Annotated in this window: 22 protein-coding genes; 5 read left to right on the forward strand and 17 right to left on the reverse strand. The window is 33.1% G+C overall.

Annotated elements, in window-relative coordinates; genetic code table 11:
• Nucleotide 1: 1 nt before the first annotated feature.
• Complete coding sequence (locus tag ACP7AQ_RS07425) at nt 2-652, reverse strand: DUF547 domain-containing protein (RefSeq protein WP_426095000.1); 651 nt, start codon at nt 650-652, stop codon at nt 2-4.
• Nucleotides 653-1,056: 404 nt separating this feature from the next.
• Between ACP7AQ_RS07425 and ACP7AQ_RS07430 the strand changes: the two genes are divergently transcribed.
• Nucleotides 1,057-2,241 (forward strand): asparagine synthetase B, encoded by a 1,185-nt coding sequence (locus ACP7AQ_RS07430; RefSeq protein WP_426064729.1) that lies wholly within the window; start codon nt 1,057-1,059, stop codon nt 2,239-2,241.
• A 127-nt stretch (nt 2,242-2,368) separates the two neighbouring features.
• Here ACP7AQ_RS07430 and cphA read toward each other — a convergent pair whose 3' ends face one another.
• Nucleotides 2,369-4,993: a cyanophycin synthetase gene (cphA, locus tag ACP7AQ_RS07435; protein WP_426095001.1), complete on the reverse strand. Its 2,625-nt coding sequence runs from the start codon at nt 4,991-4,993 to the stop codon at nt 2,369-2,371.
• Between the two features lie 270 nt (nt 4,994-5,263).
• Between cphA and ACP7AQ_RS07440 the strand changes: the two genes are divergently transcribed.
• Nucleotides 5,264-6,136, forward strand: coding sequence for a cyanophycinase (locus ACP7AQ_RS07440; RefSeq protein WP_426064732.1), 873 nt, complete (start codon nt 5,264-5,266; stop codon nt 6,134-6,136).
• A 34-nt stretch (nt 6,137-6,170) separates the two neighbouring features.
• Entirely contained in the window at nt 6,171-7,013 is an 843-nt protein-coding gene (locus ACP7AQ_RS07445) for an isoaspartyl peptidase/L-asparaginase (RefSeq protein ID WP_426095002.1), read from the forward strand.
• A gap of 22 nt (nt 7,014-7,035) precedes the next feature.
• Here the strand turns inward: ACP7AQ_RS07445 and ACP7AQ_RS07450 are convergent, their stop codons facing one another.
• From ACP7AQ_RS07450 to ACP7AQ_RS07505, 12 genes are all read right to left on the reverse strand, one after another.
• Nucleotides 7,036-7,839 carry an endonuclease/exonuclease/phosphatase family protein gene (locus ACP7AQ_RS07450; RefSeq protein WP_426095061.1) on the reverse strand — a complete coding sequence of 268 codons (804 nt, stop codon included), beginning with the start codon at nt 7,837-7,839 and terminating at the stop codon, nt 7,036-7,038.
• Nucleotides 7,840-7,989: 150 nt separating this feature from the next.
• Nucleotides 7,990-8,295, reverse strand: a complete 306-nt coding sequence (locus ACP7AQ_RS07455) for a hypothetical protein (protein ID WP_426064735.1) — start codon at nt 8,293-8,295, stop codon at nt 7,990-7,992.
• 354 nt (nt 8,296-8,649) lie between these two features.
• A complete protein-coding gene (locus ACP7AQ_RS07460) occupies nt 8,650-8,967 on the reverse strand; it encodes a hypothetical protein (RefSeq protein ID WP_426092116.1) in 318 nt (105 codons plus the stop codon).
• Nucleotides 8,968-9,525: 558 nt separating this feature from the next.
• Complete coding sequence (locus tag ACP7AQ_RS07465) at nt 9,526-9,813, reverse strand: hypothetical protein (RefSeq protein ID WP_426095003.1); 288 nt, start codon at nt 9,811-9,813, stop codon at nt 9,526-9,528.
• Nucleotides 9,814-10,010: 197 nt separating this feature from the next.
• Complete coding sequence (locus ACP7AQ_RS07470; RefSeq protein WP_426064738.1) at nt 10,011-10,679, reverse strand: response regulator; 669 nt, start codon at nt 10,677-10,679, stop codon at nt 10,011-10,013.
• A gap of 272 nt (nt 10,680-10,951) precedes the next feature.
• Nucleotides 10,952-12,673, reverse strand: a complete 1,722-nt coding sequence (locus ACP7AQ_RS07475; RefSeq protein WP_426095004.1) for a tetratricopeptide repeat-containing sensor histidine kinase — start codon at nt 12,671-12,673, stop codon at nt 10,952-10,954.
• Nucleotides 12,674-12,824: 151 nt separating this feature from the next.
• On the reverse strand, nt 12,825-13,169 hold the full coding sequence (gene rplT / locus ACP7AQ_RS07480; protein ID WP_091205336.1) for a 50S ribosomal protein L20: 345 nt from the start codon (nt 13,167-13,169) through the stop codon (nt 12,825-12,827).
• 171 nt (nt 13,170-13,340) lie between these two features.
• Nucleotides 13,341-13,538 (reverse strand): 50S ribosomal protein L35, encoded by a 198-nt coding sequence (rpmI, locus tag ACP7AQ_RS07485; protein ID WP_022827375.1) that lies wholly within the window; start codon nt 13,536-13,538, stop codon nt 13,341-13,343.
• Between the two features lie 91 nt (nt 13,539-13,629).
• Nucleotides 13,630-14,187 (reverse strand): translation initiation factor IF-3, encoded by a 558-nt coding sequence (gene infC, locus ACP7AQ_RS07490; protein ID WP_369699884.1) that lies wholly within the window; start codon nt 14,185-14,187, stop codon nt 13,630-13,632.
• 16 nt (nt 14,188-14,203) lie between these two features.
• Nucleotides 14,204-16,150: a threonine--tRNA ligase gene (gene thrS / locus ACP7AQ_RS07495; RefSeq protein WP_426095005.1), complete on the reverse strand. Its 1,947-nt coding sequence runs from the start codon at nt 16,148-16,150 to the stop codon at nt 14,204-14,206.
• A 237-nt stretch (nt 16,151-16,387) separates the two neighbouring features.
• Entirely contained in the window at nt 16,388-16,993 is a 606-nt protein-coding gene (locus ACP7AQ_RS07500; RefSeq protein WP_426092112.1) for a hypothetical protein, read from the reverse strand.
• Entirely contained in the window at nt 16,990-17,493 is a 504-nt protein-coding gene (locus ACP7AQ_RS07505) for an RNA polymerase sigma factor (protein ID WP_426092111.1), read from the reverse strand. The genes ACP7AQ_RS07500 and ACP7AQ_RS07505 overlap by 4 nt, the downstream gene beginning before the upstream one ends.
• A gap of 295 nt (nt 17,494-17,788) precedes the next feature.
• On the opposite strand from ACP7AQ_RS07505, the gene ACP7AQ_RS07510 reads away from it, so the two are divergent.
• The gene (locus ACP7AQ_RS07510; protein ID WP_426095006.1) at nt 17,789-19,093 is read left to right on the forward strand and encodes an NAD(P)/FAD-dependent oxidoreductase; all 1,305 of its coding nucleotides are present in this window, start codon (nt 17,789-17,791) and stop codon (nt 19,091-19,093) included.
• Between the two features lie 224 nt (nt 19,094-19,317).
• Here the strand turns inward: ACP7AQ_RS07510 and ACP7AQ_RS07515 are convergent, their stop codons facing one another.
• Nucleotides 19,318-20,379 (reverse strand): DUF3810 domain-containing protein, encoded by a 1,062-nt coding sequence (locus ACP7AQ_RS07515; RefSeq protein ID WP_426095007.1) that lies wholly within the window; start codon nt 20,377-20,379, stop codon nt 19,318-19,320.
• A gap of 109 nt (nt 20,380-20,488) precedes the next feature.
• Here ACP7AQ_RS07515 and ACP7AQ_RS07520 point away from each other — a divergent pair, with 109 nt between their 5' ends.
• Nucleotides 20,489-21,952: an aminoacyl-histidine dipeptidase gene (locus ACP7AQ_RS07520; RefSeq protein WP_426064749.1), complete on the forward strand. Its 1,464-nt coding sequence runs from the start codon at nt 20,489-20,491 to the stop codon at nt 21,950-21,952.
• A 271-nt stretch (nt 21,953-22,223) separates the two neighbouring features.
• Here the strand turns inward: ACP7AQ_RS07520 and ACP7AQ_RS07525 are convergent, their stop codons facing one another.
• Nucleotides 22,224-22,562: a DHCW motif cupin fold protein gene (locus ACP7AQ_RS07525; RefSeq protein WP_426064750.1), complete on the reverse strand. Its 339-nt coding sequence runs from the start codon at nt 22,560-22,562 to the stop codon at nt 22,224-22,226.
• A 139-nt stretch (nt 22,563-22,701) separates the two neighbouring features.
• Nucleotides 22,702-23,469: a carboxypeptidase-like regulatory domain-containing protein gene (locus ACP7AQ_RS07530; protein WP_426095008.1), complete on the reverse strand. Its 768-nt coding sequence runs from the start codon at nt 23,467-23,469 to the stop codon at nt 22,702-22,704.
• Nucleotides 23,470-23,533 lie beyond the last annotated feature (64 nt).

Raw genomic sequence — 23,533 nt, forward strand, 5'->3', positions numbered from 1 at the left:
TTTAACTTTTTTTGAACTGAAACGTGTACCCTCTCATGTCTTTTTCTAAAGTTGTTTGCAATAATTCTTTAACGGAACTCATGCCTCCAAAATCTCGATGGTAGGAAAATAAAAATTTTGACGTTGTGATTAATTTTAAATCGGTATCGAAATGGGTCTGCGATTTGATCAGTTTTTTGGTGATTTTTTGGAGTTGTTCGTTGATAATTTCACTCTCATAATAATCAATTATTGGATTATTTAAACAAATACTTTTTAACGCAAAATGGATTCTGTAATCCAACTCTTTTACTGCCTGTGTTTTTATAAAATCAGAGTAAAATGGATTGGTAAAGTATCCAAAACCCATTTTAAATTTAGTCTTCCTTAAAATTCCGTGCTCAATATCGTTTAATGAAAGTAAACAATGAGCAATTTTTATTCTTTTCAATGCGAAAATGGCTTCACGATCTGCCGTATCTTTTGAAATGATATGAAAAAATGCATTGTAAATATTTATCCAAAATGTTTTTCTCAAATCATTAGTATCCAAACTTTTCTCCAGTTTGGCTTGTCGGATATAAAAAAGCTGTCTTCTGAGCAATGTGGAATCCCCTTCGAATTTTGCTATAGAGAGAATTTCCTCTGATAAAGTGGTATAATAATTTTTCAAAATGATTTTTTTTAGTGATTTACAGACGGAGATGTTGGAAACAAAGCATGTAGAAAGTTAAAATCAGAATTACTAATAGACATAATCCTATTTTTTTCAATAAATTCATTAAATTAAACGGGTCATTGCTTTCATTTGGATTCATTACTAAATTTTTCATTATGATTGCTTAAGAGATATCTGCGAATTTATGATTAAGATGTAGTTTGGCTATGCGTATTTTTACGTGTTTTATTAAAAAAGACAATTTTTGTAATTCATTTAAAAGTTAAATTTGAAATAATTCAAATGCTTAATTTCTATCTTTGAGGTATCAAAATTTTCAGAATATGCGCAAACGATTTCTATTTATACTCATTTTGTTACTGTCAATAACAAGTAAAGCGTCTTTTATTTTATTACCAATGGATGAAACTTCGCAGAAAAATCATCTGAAAGCGTATGGAATAACTTATTGGTGTTTGGATAAAAATTATAAAGCAAGCTGGTTACTCAATTACCGTGGCGGATCTTTTTTACTGCCTGATGCAGAGGAAATTCGTAAAGAATGTCAGATTCGGGGTGTCAGTTTTGAAATAATTTCTGATGGAGAAGAAGTAGCCATATTAAATGAAATTTCCAGTCCATCCCAGAATATGGAATCAGTAATATTAGAAAAAGCTCCAAAGATTGCCGTTTACACACCCAAAGGAAAACAACCTTGGGATGATGCTGTAACTTTGGTTTTGACCTATGCTGAAATTCCTTTTACTCCCATTTATGATGAAGAAGTACTTAGTGATCAATTATTGCTTTACGATTGGTTGCACTTGCACCACGAGGATTTTACGGGACAATACGGAAAATTTTATGGAGCCTATAAAAATGTTCCTTGGTATATTGAACAAAAGAAAGAGGCTGAAACATTAGCTTCAAAACTAGGATATTCCAAAGTTTCTACTGAAAAAGGAGCTGTAACCAAGAAAATCAGGGATTTTGTAATTGGAGGAGGATTTATGTTTGCGATGTGCTCGGCAACGGATAGTTTTGATATTGCTTTGGCGGCTGACGGACTTGATATTTGCGAAGCCATGTTTGATGGCGATGCCAGTGAAGGAAATTACCAATCAAAGATGAATTACAATAATTCTTTTGCCTTCAAAGATTTTATTTTGGAAAGAAGACCCGAGCAATATGAATTCTCAGATATTGATATGACTTCGAAACGAAGAATTCCTATGGACAAAGATTACTTTACTTTAATGGAATTTTCAGCAAAGTGGGACCCAATTCCTAGTATGTTGTGTCAAAATCACACGCAGTTGGTCAAAGGATTTATGGGGCAAACTACCGCTTTTGATTTGCCTCTAATAAAATCAAATGTCTTGGTTATGGGATCTTGTGAATTAAATGGGGAAGCACGTTATATTCATGGGCAAAAAGGCAAAGGGATGTTCACGTTTTATGGTGGACATGACCCCGAAGATTTTCAACATCAGGTGGGTGATCCACCTACGGTTTTAGACTTGCATTCTAATTCACCGGGCTATCGCTTGATTTTGAATAATGTGTTGTTTCCAGCAGCCAGAAAGAAAAAATTGAAAACATAAGGTAAAAATAAAAGTCAATCGGAAATCGATTGGCTTTTATTTTTTAGCCCTGATGGTAGTGGCATCCTTTCTTTGCCTTCTTTAGGCAAAGAAAGATATAACGGACAGCAGGAATAGCTTCTGAAAATTACAGCACTCCGTGTTCGTTTTCTTTGTCTAAATATTCTTGTACAATATCAATTGCATTCGTAACTACGTCGCTTAAGGCAGTGATGAAACTTCCTTCTTCGGCGCAATTTATGGCATGTTTTATCGCTTCGGTTTCTTTAGGAATAATTTCGTAAGTAACGGTTTTACCGGAATTTTTGATACCTTCAAGAATTAAATTAATGATTTCATCTTCAGTTCTTCCTCTCAGGTATTTTTCTTGTCGGATGATAATGTGGTCGAACATTCGGGCGGCAATAGTGGCACATTCCCTGATATCTTCGTCACGACGGTCGCCAACTCCTGCTATAATTCCAATTTTCTTAGTAGCATCTACACTATGAAGGTATTCTTCGACACCTTTATAGCCTGATGCATTGTGAGCAAAATCAATCAATACTTTGAATTTTTTAAACTCAAAAATATTCATACGACCTGGAGTTTGTGCGGCACTTGGAATAAAAGTTTGCAAAGACAAGCTGATATCTTCAGTTTTGAAACCCCATAAATAACTCGCTAAAGTGGCTGCGAGTACATTGGCAATCATAAATTTCGCTTTTCCGCCCAATGTTAAAGGTACGTGAGTGGCACGCTCGATGCGGATTTTCCATTCTCCTTTTTTGATGGTGATGAAACCATTTTCATAAACAGCAACTGTTTTTCCTTCGGCACAAAGTTTTTTTATGAAATCGCTGTCTTCGCTTAAACTGAAATATGCGACATTACAATTCAGGTCTTGACCTATTTTTACACAATGTTCGTCATCACCATTCAAGACAGCCCAGCCGTTTTTCTTGATACTTTTGACCACTGTGGCTTTCACCCTAGCCAAATCACTTAAGGTATGAATGTCACTTAAACCCAAATGATCTTCCTGAATGTTAGTTATAACCCCGATATCACAACGGCTAAAACCCAGTCCAGAACGAAGAATTCCGCCTCTGGCAGTTTCCAGAACAGCGAATTCTACAGTTGGATCTCTCAAAATATATTCGGCGCTTAAAGGTCCTGTAGTATCTCCTTTTTCCATCATGTGATTTTGAACATAAATCCCGTCTGATGTGGTGAATCCTACTTTAAATCCATTATTTTTAACAATGTGTGCCAAAAGGCGGGTAGTAGTAGTTTTTCCATTAGTTCCTGTCACAGCAATTATTGGAATACGACATGATTTTCCCGGGGGATATAACATGTCAATTACCGGTGCCGCAACGTTTCTTGGCAATCCTTCCGAAGGCGCAAGGTGCATTCTAAAACCGGGCGCCGCGTTGACCTCCAAAATTACACCGCCATTTTCTTTTAACGGTTGCGTTAAATTTTCGGCCATAATATCAACTCCGCAAACATCGAGTCCAATGACTCTTGAAATCCTTTCGGCAAGAAAGATATTTTCTGGGTGCATCATATCAGTTACATCTACAGATGTTCCGCCGGTGCTTAAATTTGCTGTGGATTTTAAAAATACAATTTCTCCAATATTTGGAATAGTTTCTAATGTGTAGTTTAGTTTTTTCAATAAATCTTCGGTATCCCGGTCGACATCAATTTGAGTCAGTACATTTTCATGTCCGTAACCTCTACGTGGGTCCAGATTTGTGGTGTCAATTAAATTCTGAATGTTGTCCGTTCCATTTCCTATAACATGAGCAGGAACTCTTTTTGCAGCAGCAACTAATTTATTATCGATAACTAATATTCTAAAATCGAAACCAGTAATGAATTTTTCTACAATGACACGTTGGCCGTATGCTTGCGCAAATGTTAAACCGGCAACCGCATCCTCCCAATTAGTAACATTAATAGAGGCGCCTTTTCCATGATTTCCGCCCAAAGGTTTTAGGACAATAGGATAGCCAATTTTTTGTATCACTTCAGCTAAACTGTCTTCGTCTATACAAATGCTTCCGCTGGCTACGGGAATGGAAGCCATTTCCAACATTTTTTTAGTTTGTTCTTTATTGCAGGCAATATCAACCGCAATGCTGCTTGTTTTGCAGGTAATTGTCGCCTGAAAACGCATTTGATTGATGCCGTATCCAAGTTGTACCAAAGAATTTGTTCCAAGTCGTATCCAAGGAATATCTCTGGAAACTGCTTCTTCCACAATGCTTCCGGTGCTTGGCCCAAGTCTCACGCGCTCGCGTATTTCTCTCATTTTCTGCAAGTCGGCATTCACATCATATTCAGTCCCCGCAATTAATGCTTCGGCAATGGCAACAGAGGATTCCGCTGCAAAAAGACCTACATTTTCTTCGGTATAACTGAAAACTACATTATAAGTTCCGGAAGTTTTAGTTTCTCTTGTTCTTCCAAAACCGGTTTCCATTCCGGCAAGCGACTGAATTTCGAGTGCAATATGTTCGATGACATGTCCCATCCAGGTTCCGCGTTCTACTCTGGAAAAAAATCCGCCTCTACAACCTTCAGAACAACGATGTTCAATCATTGAAGGAAACATCGCTTCAATTCGTTCTTTAAATCCGTCTATTTTATTGGTAGGTAATTGCTCCATTTCTTCCAAATCCAAACGCATTTGAATTAATTTTTTTCGTCGAATACTCCAGATATTCGGTCCACGAAGGGCTTGTATTTTAATTATTTTCATAAAAACGGAAAAATTATTTTTGTTTAAAAATGCAGTTGAATAGAAAGTCTTAATTTTCATTTTCACCCATTAATAATTTGGATAAAAAAAGTAAAGTACAATCTAATAATTCAATCTAAATAAGTTATGCTGTAACTAAAGTAAAGTTTTTACAATAGTAATCAAAATTTATTCTTTGAAAATTAATTAATAGTATCTCTGTTGGTAATTACTGAAAAAAAAAACACAACTTCAAAGGCTCTTTTTTATCTTTTTGGTTATTTTTACAAAATGAATATACTTGGAAAACTAATAATAATAGGCGGTGCAGTAGATAAAGGAAGTTTTACAGAAACCGATTTAGATAAAAATGCCACCAATAATTTAAACTTTTTTGAAACTGGAATTTTAAAAAGAATATTAAATGAATCAAAACACAAAGAAAAATCACGAATAGAAGTCATTACAACGGCTTCAGTCATTCCGAGAGAGATTGGTCCTGAATATGTTAAGGCATTTGAATATTTAAATGCTAAAAATATTGATATTTTACATATTGAAAGAAGAGAACAAGCAGCTGATGAAGCAGTTTTGGCCCGATTAAAAGCGGCTGATATTGTTATGTTTACCGGAGGTGATCAACTTAGATTGAGTTCTATTCTTGGTGGAACACGATTTCATGATATGTTATTGGATAAATATCATAATGAAGAATTTATATATGCCGGAACTTCGGCTGGAGCAGCAGCAGCCTCGAATAACATGATTTATCAGGGAAGTAGCTCAGAAGCATTACTAAAAGGTGAAGTTAAAATTTCAAGTGGATTGGGTTTAATTGATGGCGTTATTATCGATACTCATTTTGTGCAACGCGGCAGAATTGGCAGACTTTTTCAAGCAGTGGTTGGCAATCCTAGAGTATTGGGAATCGGACTTGGTGAGGATACAGGACTATTAATTACTAATAATAAAGATATGGAAGCGATAGGTTCTGGTTTAGTTATTTTAGTGGACGGTCGCGAGATAAAAGATACTAATTTGACAAAAGTAGAGTTAGGTCAGCCCATATCCATCTCCCATTTGGTAACTCATGTCATGAGTAAATTTGACACTTACAATCTTGAAACGCACAAAATGTACATTCAATCTTCGCATTATTTGTAACATTTAATGGTGCAAACTAAAAGCATTATCAAATATGAAACTAATTATACATGGTGGTTTTTTCTCGGAATCATCAACCAATCACGAAACAAAAGTCGCTAAGCAAAAGGCTTTAGAACGAATTGTCAAAGATTCTTACGATTTTTTGAAAACACACACCGGATTAGAGACGGTTGTTTATGCTATTTCCCTTTTAGAAGATGACGAATTATTTAATGCTGGAACTGGATCGCAAATACAAAGTGACGGAAAAATAAGAATGAGTGCTGCGATTATGGATGGTGAAACCCAGAAAATGAGTGGCGTCATCAATATTGAAGCAGTTAAAAATCCTGTTCAGGTTGCCCAAGTGCTAATGCAATATGACGATAGAATTTTGGGAGGAAGTGGAGCAACTAATTTTGCAAGACAACATGGTTTTGAACCTTTTTCAACTGAAATTCCACAGCGAAAAGCGGAATATGAAGCGAAACTAAAATCACTGGGAACAGGAACGGTAGGTTGCGTGGCTTTGGACCAACACGGTAAAATTGCCGCTGCGACTTCTACTGGCGGTAAGGGATTTGAAATGCCGGGTCGTATATCTGATTCTGCTACTGTAGCCGGGAATTATGCCAACGCATTTTGCGGCGTGAGTTTGACCGGAGTAGGTGAGGACATCGTGAGTAATGCGACGGCGGCAAAAATCGTCACTCGAGTTACCGATGGGTTTTCATTGCAGGACGCTTTCACCAAAACGTTTAACGAATTGAAACCTTATGATGGTTTTGCAGGCGCGATTGCTATTGATAATCAAGGAAGTGTGTTTCATCAGGATTCGCATCCAAGTATGGTTTTTGCCAGTTTTGACGGAGATAATTTTGAAGTTTTCGATTAAACGGTAATGAATTAAATTGTTGTTAATTTAAAGAAAATTCAAACCAAATAGGAATGTGATCCGATACTGTCCGGGCTTCTTTTAATGAAGTAAAATTTTTATAAAAGTGAATTATACCCGATTTTAGGGAATTTACTTTTAAAGAATTGTAATACATATTGTCAAATTCGGATGCGAGGCATTTTTCATTTTTACATTCTTGTTTAAGCGATGTTTTTTGATCAATCAAAATTGATTCGTACCCCATTTTTTTCAAAGGATTAAAAACGTTATGCGATTGTGGACAGTTAAAATCTCCCGTAAAAATTAAATTTAAATGAGGATATTCGTCCGGTAGAAATTTAAAATATTTAATTTCGGTTTCAGGTTGACTTTTTTTAGAAATGGCATGAAAATTTACCACTGTAAATTGTTTATTTTTATATTCGAACGTACAAAAATAGGGTTCTCTTACTATTTCTTGATGGTATTTTTGTTCGAGCCATGCTCTTCCAATTTTTTTTACCTTGCTAGTTTTCCAAATAAAAGCGTAACGCTCGGTTTTATAGGCACTGCTGCTGGTCGGGTCACTAATCACATAATCCCATTTAGCGCCTTTACGATTGAGTTCATCGGCCAGTTTTGCTACTGCCTGTGCTCCTCCATAACCCGCAACAATTTCCTGAATTGCAATGATGTCGTATTCTCTCAGCGTATTGGCGATGTAGTTTATTGTTTTCTCTGATTTAGATTTTCCAAAATTTTCTATATTCCAAGAAAGCAATTTGGTTTGAGATAGAATGCTGAAGGGGAAAAGTACAAATAGAAGAAAATAAAAGGATTTCAATGCATTCAAATGTTACGGATGTTATAAGTTGTAAAATTAGAATAAATCGACGGTAGTTATTCGATATAAACCAGATTTAATTTATTATTTCTTTTAGTAAAATTGATAAAGGAAGGATTAAATTATTTCCTCATTTTTTTAAATTTGTAGCTATGAAACTGAAATTAGAGCTTCATTACTTTTTTGTATTTTAATAGTATAAATTTCTTTTCGAACCTCATTTACAATATCTATTGTAAGATGTTTTGATTTTAAATGTACTTTATTTTTAAAAATTTGACCGTTTTTTAAGCGTAATTTTAAGCTGTAGCTTTTGTAGTCATTCTTTTTTATAATGATAGCAATTACGACCAAGAAAGCAATGATTAGGATTAAGTCAATTTGGAAATATAAATAATTAAATGCCGCTATACCTGCAGCAGACAGCAATATTAGAACTTCATAAATGGTTTTCATTTTGTTTACAGTTATGTAAATTAGATCTAAATCAGAAAATAAAATTTGTTTATTTTCTTTTGTTTTGAGAATTAAAAGTATTCCATTTTTATTTAATGTTAATTTTCTAAAATTATTTGTAAGGTTCATGACGTGTGTTATTTATCTTAATTAATTTACCGTTATTCTTAGAGTTTGCAGAAAAACTTTTTTTAATTATTTATTTCTTCCATAAATAATAAACTAAATAAATAAGGCCAATTGCGCCTATAAGCAACATTACTATTTGTACAAAAAACAATAAATTTGTATTTAAAAGGTGTAATGGTTTCATTATTTTTATTGTTGGTGTAAATTTTATTTACTGAAAAATTGTTAATCAAGTTTAGTTTCAGGAATTATATAATGATCGTATGAAAGCATGATTTTTCCTTTATTGTTTCTTGAGGAATGCTGGATAGTATTTTCATTCTTGTAAATATCAAACGGATTTTGGATGAAATTTTTCTTGTAAAATTCTTCAGAAATTTTCGTTGAATTTTCTTCGTCAGAATCAAATTTTCGGCCGTTTAATACTGTTATTAAAATTGCATTTTCTTTATTTGTCCTATTATTGTATTTGTGTTTTAGTTTTGTTGGATAAGAAAAAAGCAGGATTAATACTATTACCCCAATTAAAATATTTTTTTTCATTTTGTCTTTAATAAAGATTTAATCACATCATTTATTTACTATTTTCAATTAAATTTTCTAAATTTTTTTATTTGTATTTTTGTCAACAGTCCGTTATTCATTTCCATTGGTTTATTCAATTTCGTATTTAAAACTTCTGTTTTGATTTTCATGTGTAGACATTTTGATAAGGAAACGGTATTTGTCTAAAGTGATTTCTTATCAATCTTTAGATATTCTTTTACATAATTTTCACCATCTTAAATTCTTTTGTTCCATTTGTCATATACTTGATTTTCTTTTTCTTTCACAGTGAAAGGATTCTGAACTTCGTTTTCGTAATTTTTCAAGACTGAATTGATTATGAAAATAATTTAAATTTATGATTTCCTCAAAGTTAAAAGCGATAAAGTAAATTTCCTTACGGTAAACCGTAACGCATCAAAATAATAATATGTATTGTCTAAATGTTATTTTTCGATTCTATTAAAATGAAGTATAGCAGTTAAAAATATTTATGGTGATTGTTAAATTATAAACGCATATTTTTTTTGCAATCGAATCGAGAAGTAAAAGAAGTTATATTTTTATCCAGTTACTGGCAATCCAATCTTGTAAATGATCTTTGTGGACTTCATTTTCTAATTCGGGATGTTGTAAAAAACTTTCTACTTTTTGAAAACTGGCTTTAGTTTGGGGAACTTTATATTTTTCTAAAAACTGATTGCAGAAATGGATTATTTGAAATTCTTCTGTTTTATCGATATATATGTGATCAAAGATTTCAGTACAATCGGAATTATTTGTCAAATCAATTTTTTGAGAATATCCGTTAAATGCTAAGTCTTCTCTTGTGAAATTGGCCATTTTAAATGATTTTAAAGTTTATGGGGTAAACCTAACATCTTTAAAAACTATATCTTTACGGGAAACCGTAAATGGATTGTTTTTTTTTAAATTTAAAAAAGAATGGCATTTATTTTTGAGAGTATTAACTCAAGGTAGATGGTTTAAAATAAATTGGTTCTTTGTTTTACTAATTTTTTATGAAATAGTTAAGTTGCCTAAACTAGCCCTAAATCTTTAGTAATGGCTATCAAATGCACATTGTTAGTTGCTTTAAAATATATTTTTAATTTATTAATTCGTTTTTCTAAGCTGCTGCTTCCATTTGGAATAATGCCTGAATCTTTGAATTCGGAGGATATATCGTCAAGTGTAAATCCTTTCGCTAAGGATTTCAAAAGAGTAATATCATATGCTTCAATTTCAAATAATGATTTGTCTCTCATTGCGTACGCAACCTCTTCAGATAATTCGATTTCTTGGTTGTTATAAATGCGGTAAATTGCTTTTTTAAGTTCCGGAATACTGTCTCTGCCTTTTAATACATAAGCGTTAATACCTATATTTTGAAAAAGTGATTTTATTCGGTAAGACTTATCCTCAATAGAAAAAACTATTGTTTTTATATCTGGTTGTATTTTTTTTACTTCTTTAATCAGTTCTTCACCTGACTCCAATCGAAGTTCTCGATGATCCGGTTTGAATGACAAATCACTAATTAACAATTCATAAGGGACTTTATCATGAAGTGCTTTTTTTATTTTCAAAAAAGCATCATCGCAGTACTTTGAATGATGAATTTCCATTATGGATAGTTCTTCAAGTGCTTTAATTGAGGCTATACTGATACTGTCTAAATCTTCGGCAATTAATACTTTATTAAACATAAGTAACTGGTTTATAATGAAAAATTAAAATTAACTTTAAATCCTACATAAGATTTAGTATCAAAAGTAATAGTTCCTTTTCTGGTTCTATTACGGTTTTCCACATTCAGCAGTCCATTTTTTTAATTAAATATTTTATTTCTTATTCAAAGCCTGCTATCATTGCAATCGAGGTGTACTTTAGTTTAAAATTCAAGGCTGATAAAGTTAAGTTGTCCGATATAATAAACTCAGATTGTTAACAGAAATGTCTATTTACGATCAGATTTACTTCATATCGGGAACTCACAACTCACTTTAAATCCTTTATTAGATTGGGTGTCAAATGAAATTTTTCCTTTTATGGAATGAATGCGATTTTCGATATTCTGTAAACCATTTTTCGAAGCTAATTTTTCAAATGTTGCGCCAACTCCATTATCACTATAATTTATCTGTAACTTATTTTCATTTTTTTTGAAAGAGATTACGACTAAGCTACATTTGCTATGTTTTTTCATGTTTACCAATAATTCTTGAAGGATACGATATATGATGATTTTTTTGTAATTTTCAATATTGGACCAAAATATGGTATCGATACCGTTTGTAATAACATTGACTTCCTTGGTATTGAAACCAGATAACATTTCTTTTAAATGAGACGCAAATGGTGTTCCGGTATTTATATTGCTATTTTCTCTTGAGATATTTCGGGTTTGATAATAAATTGTGTCTAAATGTGAAATCAATATTTTTTTATTTTGACTTGACGATAAATCTTGTGTTTCAGCAAAAGCCATCGTTTGGAAAACGTCATTTGCTAATTCATCGTGAAGTTTTTTAGAAAGCCGAATTTCAGTATTATACGTTGCTTTTATTTTTTCTCTTTTATTTTTTATTTTAAGATAGTTCGCAATAATTATACTCAATAAAATAAGTATTACCAATGCAAAATAGATAAGCTGATCTCTATATAGTTCCTGTCTTTGTTGATTTGCTTGCTGAGTTTTTAATTTTAGATTCTCCTCTTTCACTTTCTTAAAATCGTATTTGATTTTAGCAAATTGATTTTTTGCTTTTTGTCGGACGTCAGTAATACTGTCATTAATGTGAAGATATGCGAGAGAATATTTTTTCAGTTGATCATCTGATGTATTTTGTATTAATAATTTTAAACAAACTAGTCGGTCGTCCACATGGTTTATTTCAGTCGCTTTGTTGTAGGCAAGGAGAGCGTATTTAATAGATAGATTTAAATTTCTAGTTTTGTAATATTCAGATAAATTGTAATAACTTGAAATCAGTCCCGATTTATCTTTTATATCTAACCTTGTTTTTAATCCTTTAATTAAATAAAAAAATGCTTTTGAATTTCCGGATTTATCATAAGCATGCCCCAAATTATCATTTATTCGAGCAATTATCTCGGCATTATTTATAATTCTTTCTTTACGTGTTAATGGCAAGAGAATTTGTATTGCTTTTTGATAATCACCTTTTTCAGTGTAGGCCATACTGATATTATTTAAAATTCCAGATTTAGTGTCTTCATCTGTTTTCGAATTTATTGCTTTTTTAAAATAATATATAGCTTTATCATTTTCATGGGTAAGCAAGTAATTATTACCTAAACCAATATATATATTAGTTTCTCCATATAGATATTTATTTGAATTCTCTATTAATGGAAACGCTTCAATGCTAGTAGTTTCACTTCCGGCATTATCTCCATGGTTTCGTTGTATTTGTGCCAACCAGCTTAAGGTGTGAATAATTCGGGAAGTATCTTTTTTTATTGCGGCAGCATATTTGGCTTTATTAAAGTAATAATAGGAACTATCATATGCTTCGTTTTCATAATGTTTGTGGCCAATATCTATGAGTCTGTTGATTTCTGTAAGATCTTGTTTTTTAGGGGAGTTATGTCTCTTTTTCTTTTCACAGGATTGTGTGGCAAAAAGGAATGCCAAGAATACATAAAAAACCGGTAAATATTTTTTTTTGCACATCATTGCACGAAATTACTGAAATTTAATTAAAAACAGAAGGTAACGGATTGCTATAATTTTTTAATATTTAAAACAAAATTAAAAACAAAAAACCCCAATCTTTCGATTGGGGTTTTTATATAAGTAAGTAATCTAAATTGAGTTGATAAAACGTTTATTTTACTTTATTAAGTACTGCTTTGAAAGCTTCTGGATGATTCATCGCTAAATCTGCAAGAACTTTACGGTTCAATTCGATACCGTTAGCTTTTACTTTACCCATAAATTGTGAATAAGACATTCCTTCCAATCTAGCTCCAGCGTTGATACGTTGAATCCACAATGCACGGAAATTTCTTTTGTTCACTTTTCTGTCACGGTAAGCGTAGCACATTGCTTTCTCTACCGCATTCTTAGCAACTGTCCAAACGTTTTTACGTCTACCAAAGAAACCTTTGGCTTGCTTCATTATTTTTTTTCTTCTTGCTCTTTTAGCAACTGAATTTACCGCTCTTGGCATAATTTTGATGTGTTTTTGTAGCTGGCGGCTTGAATTAAATCAAAAGCGCTTAATGGCCATACTCCAAGGTTATTTTAAATTGTTTTAACCTAAAGATTATTTAGTCAAAAGTTATTAAAGTTGAATCTCGAAAGTCTTTAAGACTTCTGAGTTTACAACTTTAAGACTTACTTATATAATTCTTAATTGTTGTTTGATGCTTTTCATATCTGTTTTGTGAACTAACGCTGAGTGTGTCAGAGCTAATTTACGTTTTTTAGACTTTTTAGTCAAAATGTGACTTTTAAAAGCATGCTTTCTTTTAATCTTTCCAGAACCAGTAACTTTAAAACGTTTCTTGGCGCTAGATTTGGTTTTCATTTTAGGCATTTTTTCCTAGTATTTTAATTTATTCTTACTTACTTATCTTTTTTCAAGTTTAAAGTTGTAAAACTGGACGCTGACCACTTCAAACTGAATACTATTTTTTCTTCTTCGGAGCAATGAACATAATCATTCTCTTTCCTTCTAAAACTGGCATCGCTTCCACTTTACCAAATTCTTCAAGATCTGTAGCTAATCTCAACAATAAGATTTGACCTTGATCTTTATAAATAATTGATCGTCCTTTAAAGAAAACGAAAGCTTTCAATTTTGCGCCTTCTTTTAAGAATTTTTCCGCATTCTTTCTTTTAAATTCATAATCATGTTCATCTGTTTGAGGTCCAAAACGAATCTCTTTAACGACTACTTGTGTAGATTTCGCTTTCAGGACTTTGTCACGTTTTTTTTGCTCGTAAACAAATTTCTTGTAATCCATTATTTTACAAACCGGAGGTTCTGCATTAGGAGATATCTCTACTAAATCCAGTTCGAATTGATCCGCTAATCTTAAGGCTTCTGAAAGTTTAAAAACTCCTGGTTCAATATTCTCACCTACAAGCCTTACTTCTTGTACACCACGAATAAGATTATTTATTCTGTGTGCATCCTTTTTTTCTACGCGAGGTTGATAACCTCTGTTGCTTCTTATTGCTATGACTTTATAATTTAAGTTAAACTGAAAATACTTTTAATGTTTGGTTGATTTCTTCATTTACAATAGCAACAAATTCTTCTATTGTAACGGTGATATTTCCTTTTCCTTCTTGTCCATGACGACGGATAGAGATCGTACCATTTTTCTCTTCTTCCTCACCTACAATCAACATAAACGGTGTTTTTTGCATTTCGGCGTCTCTGATTTTCTTTCCTATTGTCTCGTTTCTATTATCAACCGAGGCGCGAATTTCGTGATTTTCTAGCAAATCTAAAACTTTTTTCGCATATATTTCATATTTCTCGCTCAAAGACAATATTATAGCTTGTTCAGGCATTAACCATAGCGGGAAATTTCCTGCAGTATGTTCTAATAAAATAGCGATAAATCGTTCCATCGATCCAAAAGGAGCACGGTGAATCATCACAGGTCTGTGTAATTCGTTATCCGATCCTTTATAAGTCAAATCAAAGCGTTCTGGTAAGTTATAATCTACCTGAATCGTCCCGAGTTGCCATTGTCGTCCCAAAGCATCTTTTACCATGAAATCCAATTTTGGACCATAGAAAGCAGCCTCGCCATATTCAATTACTGTGTTCAAACCTTTGTCTGCAGCAGCATTAATAATTGCATTTTCTGCTTTTTCCCAATTCTCGTCAGAACCAATATATTTATCTCTATTTTCTTTATCCCTTAAAGATATTTGAGCGGTAAAGTTTTCGAAACCTAATGAGCCAAAAACATACAATACCAAATCAATTACTTTCTTAAACTCTTCATCCAGTTGTTCCGGAGTACAAAAAATATGTGCATCATCTTGAGTAAAGCCTCTTACACGAGTTAAACCGTGTAATTCGCCACTTTGTTCGTATCGGTAAACCGTGCCAAATTCAGCATAACGCTTTGGTAAATCTTTATACGACCAAGGGCGTACATTATAAATTTCACAGTGATGAGGGCAGTTCATCGGTTTCAACAAAAACTCTTCTCCTTCGGCTGGTGTAGTGATCGGTTGAAAACTATCTGCACCATATTTCGCATAATGTCCAGAAGTTACGTACAGTTCTTTTTGGCCAATATGTGGGGTAATTACTTGCTCATATCCTGCTTTTTTTTGTGCTTTTTTCAAAAACTGTTCCAATCGATCTCTCAAAGCGGCTCCCTTTGGCAACCACAAGGGTAAACCTGCACCCACTTTTTGTGAAAAAGCAAATAATTCCAATTCTTTCCCTAATTTTCTGTGATCACGACGCTTTGCCTCTTCTAATAATAAAAGGTATTCTGTCAGCTCTTTTTGTTTGGGAAATGAGGTTCCGTAAACACGTGTAAGTTGTTTGTTTTTTTCATCACCACGCCAGTATGCACCTGCTACACTCATGATTTTCATCGCTTTGATTATTCCAGTATTTGGAATATGTCCACCGCGACATAAATCTGTGAAAGTAGAATGATCACAAAAAGTAATTGTTCCATCTTCAAGATTGGTAATCAATTCTGTTTTGTAAATGTTGTCTTTGTATAATTCTAACGCATCAGCTTTAGAAACTGGGCGTAATTTAAATTCATGTTTTCCTCTTGAAATTTCAAGAACTCTGTCTTCAATTTTCTTAAAATCAGCATCAGTGATTTTATGATCTTCAAAATCTACATCATAATAAAATCCATTTGAAATTGCTGGTCCGAGTGTTAATTTTATTCCAGGATACATTTCCTCCAGAACTTGTGCCATGACGTGTGAAGTGGAGTGCCAGAACGCTTTTTTTCCAGCATCATCATTCCAGGTGTACAATGTAAGACTGCCGTCCGTCGTCAAAGAGGTAGTAGTCTCCACAGTTGTACCATTAAAAGAAGCCGAAATTACATTTCTGGCAAATCCTTCACTAATGCTTTTAGCAACATCCATGGGAGTTACTTCTGGAGCAAATTCTCTAATTGACCCGTCGGGCAAAGTAATCTTAATCATTGTTTGATATTTTAAGAATGCAAAGATAGATCATTACAAAAACACAAACAATATATATGTAAGGTTTGTTAGTCTAAAATTAATAATCCAGCGGGTTTGTAAGAATCAGTGTCGTATTAAAAAATATTTTCGGTCAAACATGCGCAAAACATAATCTAAGATTAATTTTAAAAATCTTTCCTATTTCAATTGTAGCGCGTCAAGCAGTTCTTTTTTTAGGAAAAAAAAGTGTGTTTTTTATAAATCGATTTTCTTTAATTCTGTGTAGTTTCTATTCAATTTTTTTAATAAAATACCATAAATCAATTGATAAAATAACCATACGATACCTACTAAAACAACTACGAAAACTAACATCAAGATACAAATAAAAAATATTCTAGCTCCATCATCATTACCCGTTGCTGATTTAATTTGAATCTCATTGGAAAGTAATACTACAGAAACAAAAAATGCAATAAATAAATTGTATCCTATATAATATCGTACTGTTTTCCGTGTGTTTAAAATGCACTCCATTAGTTTTTTTGTATTTGAAGTAACTGATATTGAGCGGTAATTCTTATAGAATAAATAGATGAAATATAGCGCTACACCGTAGCTTAAATAATCTAAAGCAGTAATTAATATTGTAATTATTTCAGATTTACTTACCCGATCATCTGGAAGTAAAAAGCTTAATGAATTTAATACTATAAATTCTATGATACTAATAATAAAAATCCACTTCACTATCGAAGAAGATTTTTTATGTATCATTTTATAAATCTCGATTTCGGATACTTGCTCAAAAGAGTTTTCGCTCTTCTGCCAATCTTTTTTTAATAAATCCAGCTCTTTCATATTCCTAATGGATTTAATATTTTTTTTAATTTCCCTTTTATTCTATTCATTTTCACCCTTGCATTTACTTCGCTAATCCCCAATGTTTCTGATATTTCCTGGTAATCTTTATCTTCCAGATACATAAATATCAACGCCTTTTCAATATCATTCAGTTGGTAAACTGCTTTGTACATTAATTTTAATTGTTCCTCCTCTTCATAGTCATATTCCACATCATTCAGGAAATGTTGTCGTCCTTCAAATTCTATAGTAACTATGGATCGTTTTGTTTTTCGATACAAAGTAATTGCTGTATTTAATGCAACTCGATACGCCCAAGTAGAAAATTTGCTGTCACCCCTGAATTTTGGAAAAGCCTTCCATAACTGAATTGTAATTTCCTGAAACAAATCCTTGTGTGCATCATCGCCATTAGTGTATAACCTACAAATTTTGTGGATTATATTCTGATTTTCCTGCAACTGCTTTACAAAAGAATGTTCTAAATTATCACTCATATATACGTTAGTAATTCAATACTGGTTTTTGTTACAAAGTAGCACTTTTTTTTCGAGGAGCACAACACTATTCATTTCATGACTAAGACTCGTCCCGCTATACATTACAATCTTTATTTCCTGATAAAAATCAGTAAATAAAGGATTTTCATTGCCATCGGGGCTACTTCACCCGTATAGTTTTTAGAAGAGCATTTGTTAAAAAACAAAAATTTCGATACTATTTGATGAAATTCAACAGTAGAAAACATTGTATCTTTGATTCTTGACAATTTTGAAACTTTTTTATAAAAATATGAACATCCCAAATTCAACTTTACCCAGAATAGTAATTATAGGAGGTGGCTTTGCGGGGATTGCATTAGCCAAAAAACTAAAAAACAAAAAAGTTCAGGTTGTCCTTTTAGACAAACACAATTATCACACTTTCCAACCTTTATTATATCAAGTAGCTACAGGCGGTCTCGAAGCGGGTTCTATAGCATACCCAATCCGAAAAGTAATTCAGGAATACGATGACATCTATTTCAGACTCACCAATGTTCAAGAAATCGACACTAAAAACCAAAAGATAATCGCCGAAATTGGAGAATTGAGCTATGATTATCTCGTGATTGCCACAGGTTCCAAAACCAATTATTTTGGCAACAAAGAAATTGAGCGCAACAGTATGGCTATGAAAACCATACCGCAATCGCTCAATATTCGAAGTCTGATTCTTGAAAATTTTGAACAAGCGGTTTTAACCACTGATGTAGCCGAACAAAATAGTCTCATCAATTTTGTACTCGTAGGTGCTGGACCAACAGGAGTAGAGCTTTCCGGAGCTTTAGCCGAAATGAAAAAAGCCATTCTGCAAAAAGATTATCCCGATCTTGATATTGCCAAAATGGAAATCAATCTGATTCAAAGTGGCGACAGGATTCTTAATACAATGAGTGAGAAATCATCTGAAGCTGCCGAAAAGTTTCTAACTAATTTAGGAGTTAAAATCTGGAAAAACGTTCGCGTAACTAATTATGACGGACGCACGATAACCACAAATTCCGATTTGACTTTTGAAACTGCCACCGTAATTTGGACAGCAGGAGTTCAAGGCGCTCTTGTCGCGGGATTGGATGGTAAATCTTTGGTTGACAAAGTAGAACGAATTAGGGTCAATGAATTCAATCAAGTGGTGGGCTACGACAATATTTTTGCAGTAGGCGATATCGCTTCCATGGAATCCGAAAGCTATCCGCAAGGACATCCCATGATGGCACAACCTGCAATGCAACAAGGGGAATTGTTGGGTGAAAACTTAGTAAAATTAATTCAAAAGCTACCTATGGAAGCCTTCGAATACAATGATAAAGGTTCGATGGCAACCATAGGCAGAAATAAAGCGGTTGTCGATTTACCTAATTACCATTTCAGTGGCGTTTTTGCTTGGTTTGTTTGGATGTTTGTCCACTTGTTTTCCCTTATTGGATTCAAAAATAAGGCCGTCGTATTCCTGAATTGGGTGTACAATTACATTCGTTTTGATCGTGAAGGAAGATTAATCATTAGACCCTACAAAAAGAAAAGTTTTATGACTTTTACGAGTGATGAAGTGTAATTTTAGAAAGTCTTAAAGTCAAATGTTGGTAGTTTTTTTGAGTTGTTTGTTATTCCACTGTAACTTTTTTCTTTCATTATCAAGGGATAAAAAATCAAATTATGTCTCTTAAATAACGCTCTAAATTCTCCTTATCTCTTTTTAAATATTTAAATCTGTCTCAAAAATTAGTATTAGAAGGATCGTCAATTTACTTTTAGACATTTGACTTTCAAACTTTAAGACTAAAATTCTTTTTCCTTATAATAATTCACCATCAAATTCACAAATTTGCTGTAGCCTTCCATGCCGTCTTTTTGCTGGTTCACTTTTAAGAATTGGTCGTAAAAAGCATGAAAACCCTTATCGATAATCGTGTCGTATTGCTTCCAGAAATGCTCACTTTCTTTGTAGTTTTTCAAAATTCCGGGATGGACAGTTTTTAATAATTGTTTGTAAATCGTTTCGTCTCGGGCTTGCCAATTACCTAAACAATAGCGTAAAGCCATGCTGTAGCCCGAATACTGAATGTATGGATCATCATTTTTTATAGTTGCTAAAAAGCCGATAAAGTTGCATTCACTTTCGCTGGCGTAACCCATTTGGTGTGCCATTTCATGATTTGTAGTCATCGGGAAACTATACATTGGACCCAAATAATTAACCTGTGCTTCATTAGTAAACGGATTCAAATAGCCTCCAAAACCCATATAAGTCAATGGCAAACTAATCAGTGATTTCTTGGTACTCAACTTGGAATAGGAAAAATAAGGATATTCCGCGGATAAGTTTTTGTATCCATTCAGACTCATTTCAAAAACCTGTTCTTGGGAGTAAGGAAATTCCACTTTCAAGCTGTCGTTTTTTGTGAGTTGGTTTTGAACAGCATTGGTTTTGGCAATTATTTTTTTGGTGAAAGCCAACAAATCCTCATCCGAATAATCTTTTTGAATTTCCATTTTTTCAAAAAGCGGTTCACGGTAATAATTCAACGCCCAAAGAACATGAAACAAAAAGTAAAAAACTGAAACAAAACTCAAGATGCTAAATAAAGTGTTTTTCCATTCGGATTTCCATGTTTTTCGTTGGTTCCAAAACCATTTAAAAATCAATAGAATAACAAGGAAATAAAGACAGTCACCGACAGAAAAAGGAATTTCACCGAAAATAGTTCTTGAAAACAATGAAAGTATCGGATAGAAACCATTGCTGTACCATTCTTCTATCTGTGCGGGGTAAAAGGGAATAATTTGCAAAAGCAGTATTTGAATAAATAGAAAGAAGGAAAGGAAATATTTAGTTTTCAATGTTTGAATTTTGGTAATGTAAATATAATTACAATATCAATTACTACCATAGGGAATTTAAACTTTGTAACTTTGGTACTTGTAAATGTAAAACCTCAAACAAAATTAAATGAGCCAAGAAATAAGAAATCTGGAACCAAAAGCACTTTGGAATAAGTTTGCCGATTTGAATGCAGTGCCTCGTCCTTCTAAAAAAGAAGAGCGTGTGATTGCGTTCATGAAAAACTTTGGCGAAAGCCTAGGTTTAGAAACTTTCGAAGATGAAATTCGCAACGTAGTCATTCGAAAACCAGCTACTGCTGGAATGGAAAACCGAAAAGTAATCGTACTTCAAGGACATTTGGATATGGTGCACCAAAAAAATTCGGATACTGTTTTTGATTTTGATATACAAGGAATTGACATGTATATTGATGGGGATTGGGTTCGTGCTCGCGGAACAACTCTTGGTGCTGATAATGGTCTTGGAGTTGCGGCTATCATGGCAATTTTAGAAAGCACTGATATTCCGCATCCTGCAATAGAAGCTTTGTTTACCATTGATGAAGAAACTGGAATGACAGGAGCTTTGAATTTAAAAGGAGGTATTCTGCAAGGTCAAATTCTGCTGAATTTAGATACAGAAGAAGATGATGAAATTGACATTGGTTGTGCCGGAGGAATCGATGTGACAGCTACTGCTGAGTATGATGAAGAGGAAACTCCGGAAGGTTCTGTAGGATATACAATTACTGTGAAAGGATTGAAAGGTGGACATTCAGGAATGGATATTCACAAAGGTTTGGGTAATGCCAATAAAATCATGAATCGATTGTTATTTGATGGTTTTGATAATTTTGGTTTGCAAATTGCTGAAATAAAAGGAGGCAGTTTACGCAATGCAATTCCTCGTGAAAGTCAGGCAAAAGTAATTATTGCCGAAGTGTATGATGAAGCTTTTGTTTTTGACATGCAGCAAATTGTAAACGAAATCAAAACGGAGTTTAAAATAACGGAACCAAATTTTGAAGTTGTTTTTGAAAAAATGGCTGCAGCTCCTACTAAAGTAATGCCAACAATTGCTCAGTTTTACTTTGTGAGATCCATGTATACTGCTCACAACGGAGTGTATAGAATGAGTGCTGATTTTGACGATTTAGTAGAAACATCAAATAACATCGCCAAAGTGATTGTTGGAGATGGTCAACTTTCAGTACAGTGTTTAACGCGTTCTTCTGTCGAAACATCTAAATTTGATTTGGCTAATGCGTTGCGTTCCGCTTTTGAATTAATGGGTTGTGAAGTAGAATTTTCAGGTTCATATCCAGGTTGGACACCAAATTCAGAATCAGAGATTTTAGATGTTTTAGTTCCAATATATGAAAAACAAAACGGTGAAAAACCAAAAGTGGTGGCGTGTCACGCAGGATTAGAATGTGGGATTCTAGGAACTAATTATCCTGATATGGATATGATTTCTTTTGGACCAACGATTCATGGTGCACATTCTCCGGATGAAAGAGCGAGTATTTCTTCTTCTCAGAAATTTTGGAAATTTCTATTGGAAATTTTAGCTAATATTCCGGTGAAATAATATTCAGTGTTCAGCATTTAAAAAAAAATAGTGTTCAGTAACAAATGAAACTGAACACTATAAACTGAATGCTGAACACTAATTTTAATCTCTTTTAGGACTGTTTTTCTTGTCTCTTTTTTCTTCTTTCTTTTCTTTAGCCGTTTTTAAGGGCTCTTTCTTCGCGGTTTTCTTTGCGTCTTGACTTTTTGCCATGATATAGGAATTTAGGTTTTGTTTTTAATTGTTGATTCAGGTAAATGTATATAATATTTTTGATTTGTCTTAAATATTATTTTAAAAAATCCCCATCGATAATTAATAATGCTACACCATTAACAGACATAGAGCGATGCGAACTAGCATCATCAGAAACTACATAGGTCATTCCTTTAGAAAGCAGAACTTGTTCTCCCGATTTTAATTCACTAATAAAATCTCCTTCAAGACAATGAACAACATGTCCTTTTTGACACCAGTGATTTGCCAGATAATCTTTGGAATACCTTACTTTACGAATTCTAAGTCCGCCTAATTGTATTGTTTGCCAATGCGCTATTCCTGTTGTCCCGATATGTTCAGTTTTTTCTATTGAATCCCAATCAATAGTTTGGAAAGGTATATTGGACATTTATTTCACTTTTTTGATTATTAAAATTTTGAATAGAACTTGAATGTAATGACTTTAAAATAAAAGTCCCCAATTTTTTCAGAATTGAGGAATAATCTAATTTATTATAAAAGTCTAAACTTTAATTCAATAACAATTTTTATTTTTTCTTTAGAACTTTATATTCCTCATAACAACCACTAATGGCGTCCATAATTTGTAGGTCGTTCGCCGTTTTTATAAACGATTCCGAATAGTTGCAACGCTGTAAAATCTCAGGAATTTCATTTTTATCAATATTTAAAAGTACGGCTATAGTTTCTCTGTCAAATTTTGATTCCAGAAGATTACGTACCGTATCATCTTTCTTCATTTCTTTGAGTTTTTTGAGCTCTTTTGGATTGTTACCAAAGAAATTATACAGCATATCTGCTGGATTAAAGATAGAACCAAGAACTTTTCCAAACGCATTTGGAGAATATTCGCCAGCTTCATATCCCTGAGTCAAGCCGGAAATACTGTAGCGATAGTTTTCTTTTACAGGAATAATTTTGGTGTCTACTTCAAGATAACCGGTCAGATTAAAAGGGCGTATTACCACTTCTTCAAGTGCGATCGCTTTTTCAGTAAGTTGTATTTTGGTGCTTTTATTTTTGATCCAGTCATTGGTGACCCTAACACGAAGAGATTGAAAACCCAGACTTGTAATGTGTAAGGTGTCGTTTAATTGAACATCTATCTCAAAAAATCCTCCTGCATCAGTTGTAGCACCTCTTACTTTGTTGATATTAATAATATTTACGCTGGATAGGGGTTGTCTGGTTGAATTACTGATGATGATACCATCAACTTTTTGTGAAGGTTCTTTAACTTGCGCAAACGCTGTTGTGGATATTACTAAAAAAAAGAAAACTACAAAATATTTCATAAACTGATTTAAGACTTTAAAAGTAATAAAACAGGATTAAATATTTTGTAGTTCCAGTATAATT

Source organism: Flavobacterium sp. DSR2-3-3 (assembly GCF_049896585.1).
GTDB lineage: Bacteria > Bacteroidota > Bacteroidia > Flavobacteriales > Flavobacteriaceae > Flavobacterium.

Bases quoted from the DNA above. Each gene is read 5' to 3' on its own strand.
- ACP7AQ_RS07430 (WP_426064729.1), top strand. From the start codon at position 1,057: ATGGATGAAACTTCGCAGAAAAATCATCTGAAAGCGTATGGAATAACT.
- cphA (WP_426095001.1), bottom strand. From the start codon at position 4,993: ATGAAAATAATTAAAATACAAGCCCTTCGTGGACCGAATATCTGGAGT.
- ACP7AQ_RS07440 (WP_426064732.1), top strand. From the start codon at position 5,264: ATGAATATACTTGGAAAACTAATAATAATAGGCGGTGCAGTAGATAAA.
- ACP7AQ_RS07445 (WP_426095002.1), top strand. From the start codon at position 6,171: ATGAAACTAATTATACATGGTGGTTTTTTCTCGGAATCATCAACCAAT.
- ACP7AQ_RS07455 (WP_426064735.1), bottom strand. From the start codon at position 8,295: ATGAAAACCATTTATGAAGTTCTAATATTGCTGTCTGCTGCAGGTATA.
- ACP7AQ_RS07460 (WP_426092116.1), bottom strand. From the start codon at position 8,967: ATGAAAAAAAATATTTTAATTGGGGTAATAGTATTAATCCTGCTTTTT.
- ACP7AQ_RS07465 (WP_426095003.1), bottom strand. From the start codon at position 9,813: ATGGCCAATTTCACAAGAGAAGACTTAGCATTTAACGGATATTCTCAA.
- ACP7AQ_RS07470 (WP_426064738.1), bottom strand. From the start codon at position 10,679: ATGTTTAATAAAGTATTAATTGCCGAAGATTTAGACAGTATCAGTATA.
- ACP7AQ_RS07475 (WP_426095004.1), bottom strand. From the start codon at position 12,673: ATGATGTGCAAAAAAAAATATTTACCGGTTTTTTATGTATTCTTGGCA.
- rplT (WP_091205336.1), bottom strand. From the start codon at position 13,169: ATGCCAAGAGCGGTAAATTCAGTTGCTAAAAGAGCAAGAAGAAAAAAA.
- rpmI (WP_022827375.1), bottom strand. From the start codon at position 13,538: ATGCCTAAAATGAAAACCAAATCTAGCGCCAAGAAACGTTTTAAAGTT.
- thrS (WP_426095005.1), bottom strand. From the start codon at position 16,150: ATGATTAAGATTACTTTGCCCGACGGGTCAATTAGAGAATTTGCTCCA.
- ACP7AQ_RS07500 (WP_426092112.1), bottom strand. From the start codon at position 16,993: ATGAAAGAGCTGGATTTATTAAAAAAAGATTGGCAGAAGAGCGAAAAC.
- ACP7AQ_RS07505 (WP_426092111.1), bottom strand. From the start codon at position 17,493: ATGAGTGATAATTTAGAACATTCTTTTGTAAAGCAGTTGCAGGAAAAT.
- ACP7AQ_RS07510 (WP_426095006.1), top strand. From the start codon at position 17,789: ATGAACATCCCAAATTCAACTTTACCCAGAATAGTAATTATAGGAGGT.
- ACP7AQ_RS07520 (WP_426064749.1), top strand. From the start codon at position 20,489: ATGAGCCAAGAAATAAGAAATCTGGAACCAAAAGCACTTTGGAATAAG.
- ACP7AQ_RS07525 (WP_426064750.1), bottom strand. From the start codon at position 22,562: ATGTCCAATATACCTTTCCAAACTATTGATTGGGATTCAATAGAAAAA.
- ACP7AQ_RS07530 (WP_426095008.1), bottom strand. From the start codon at position 23,469: ATGAAATATTTTGTAGTTTTCTTTTTTTTAGTAATATCCACAACAGCG.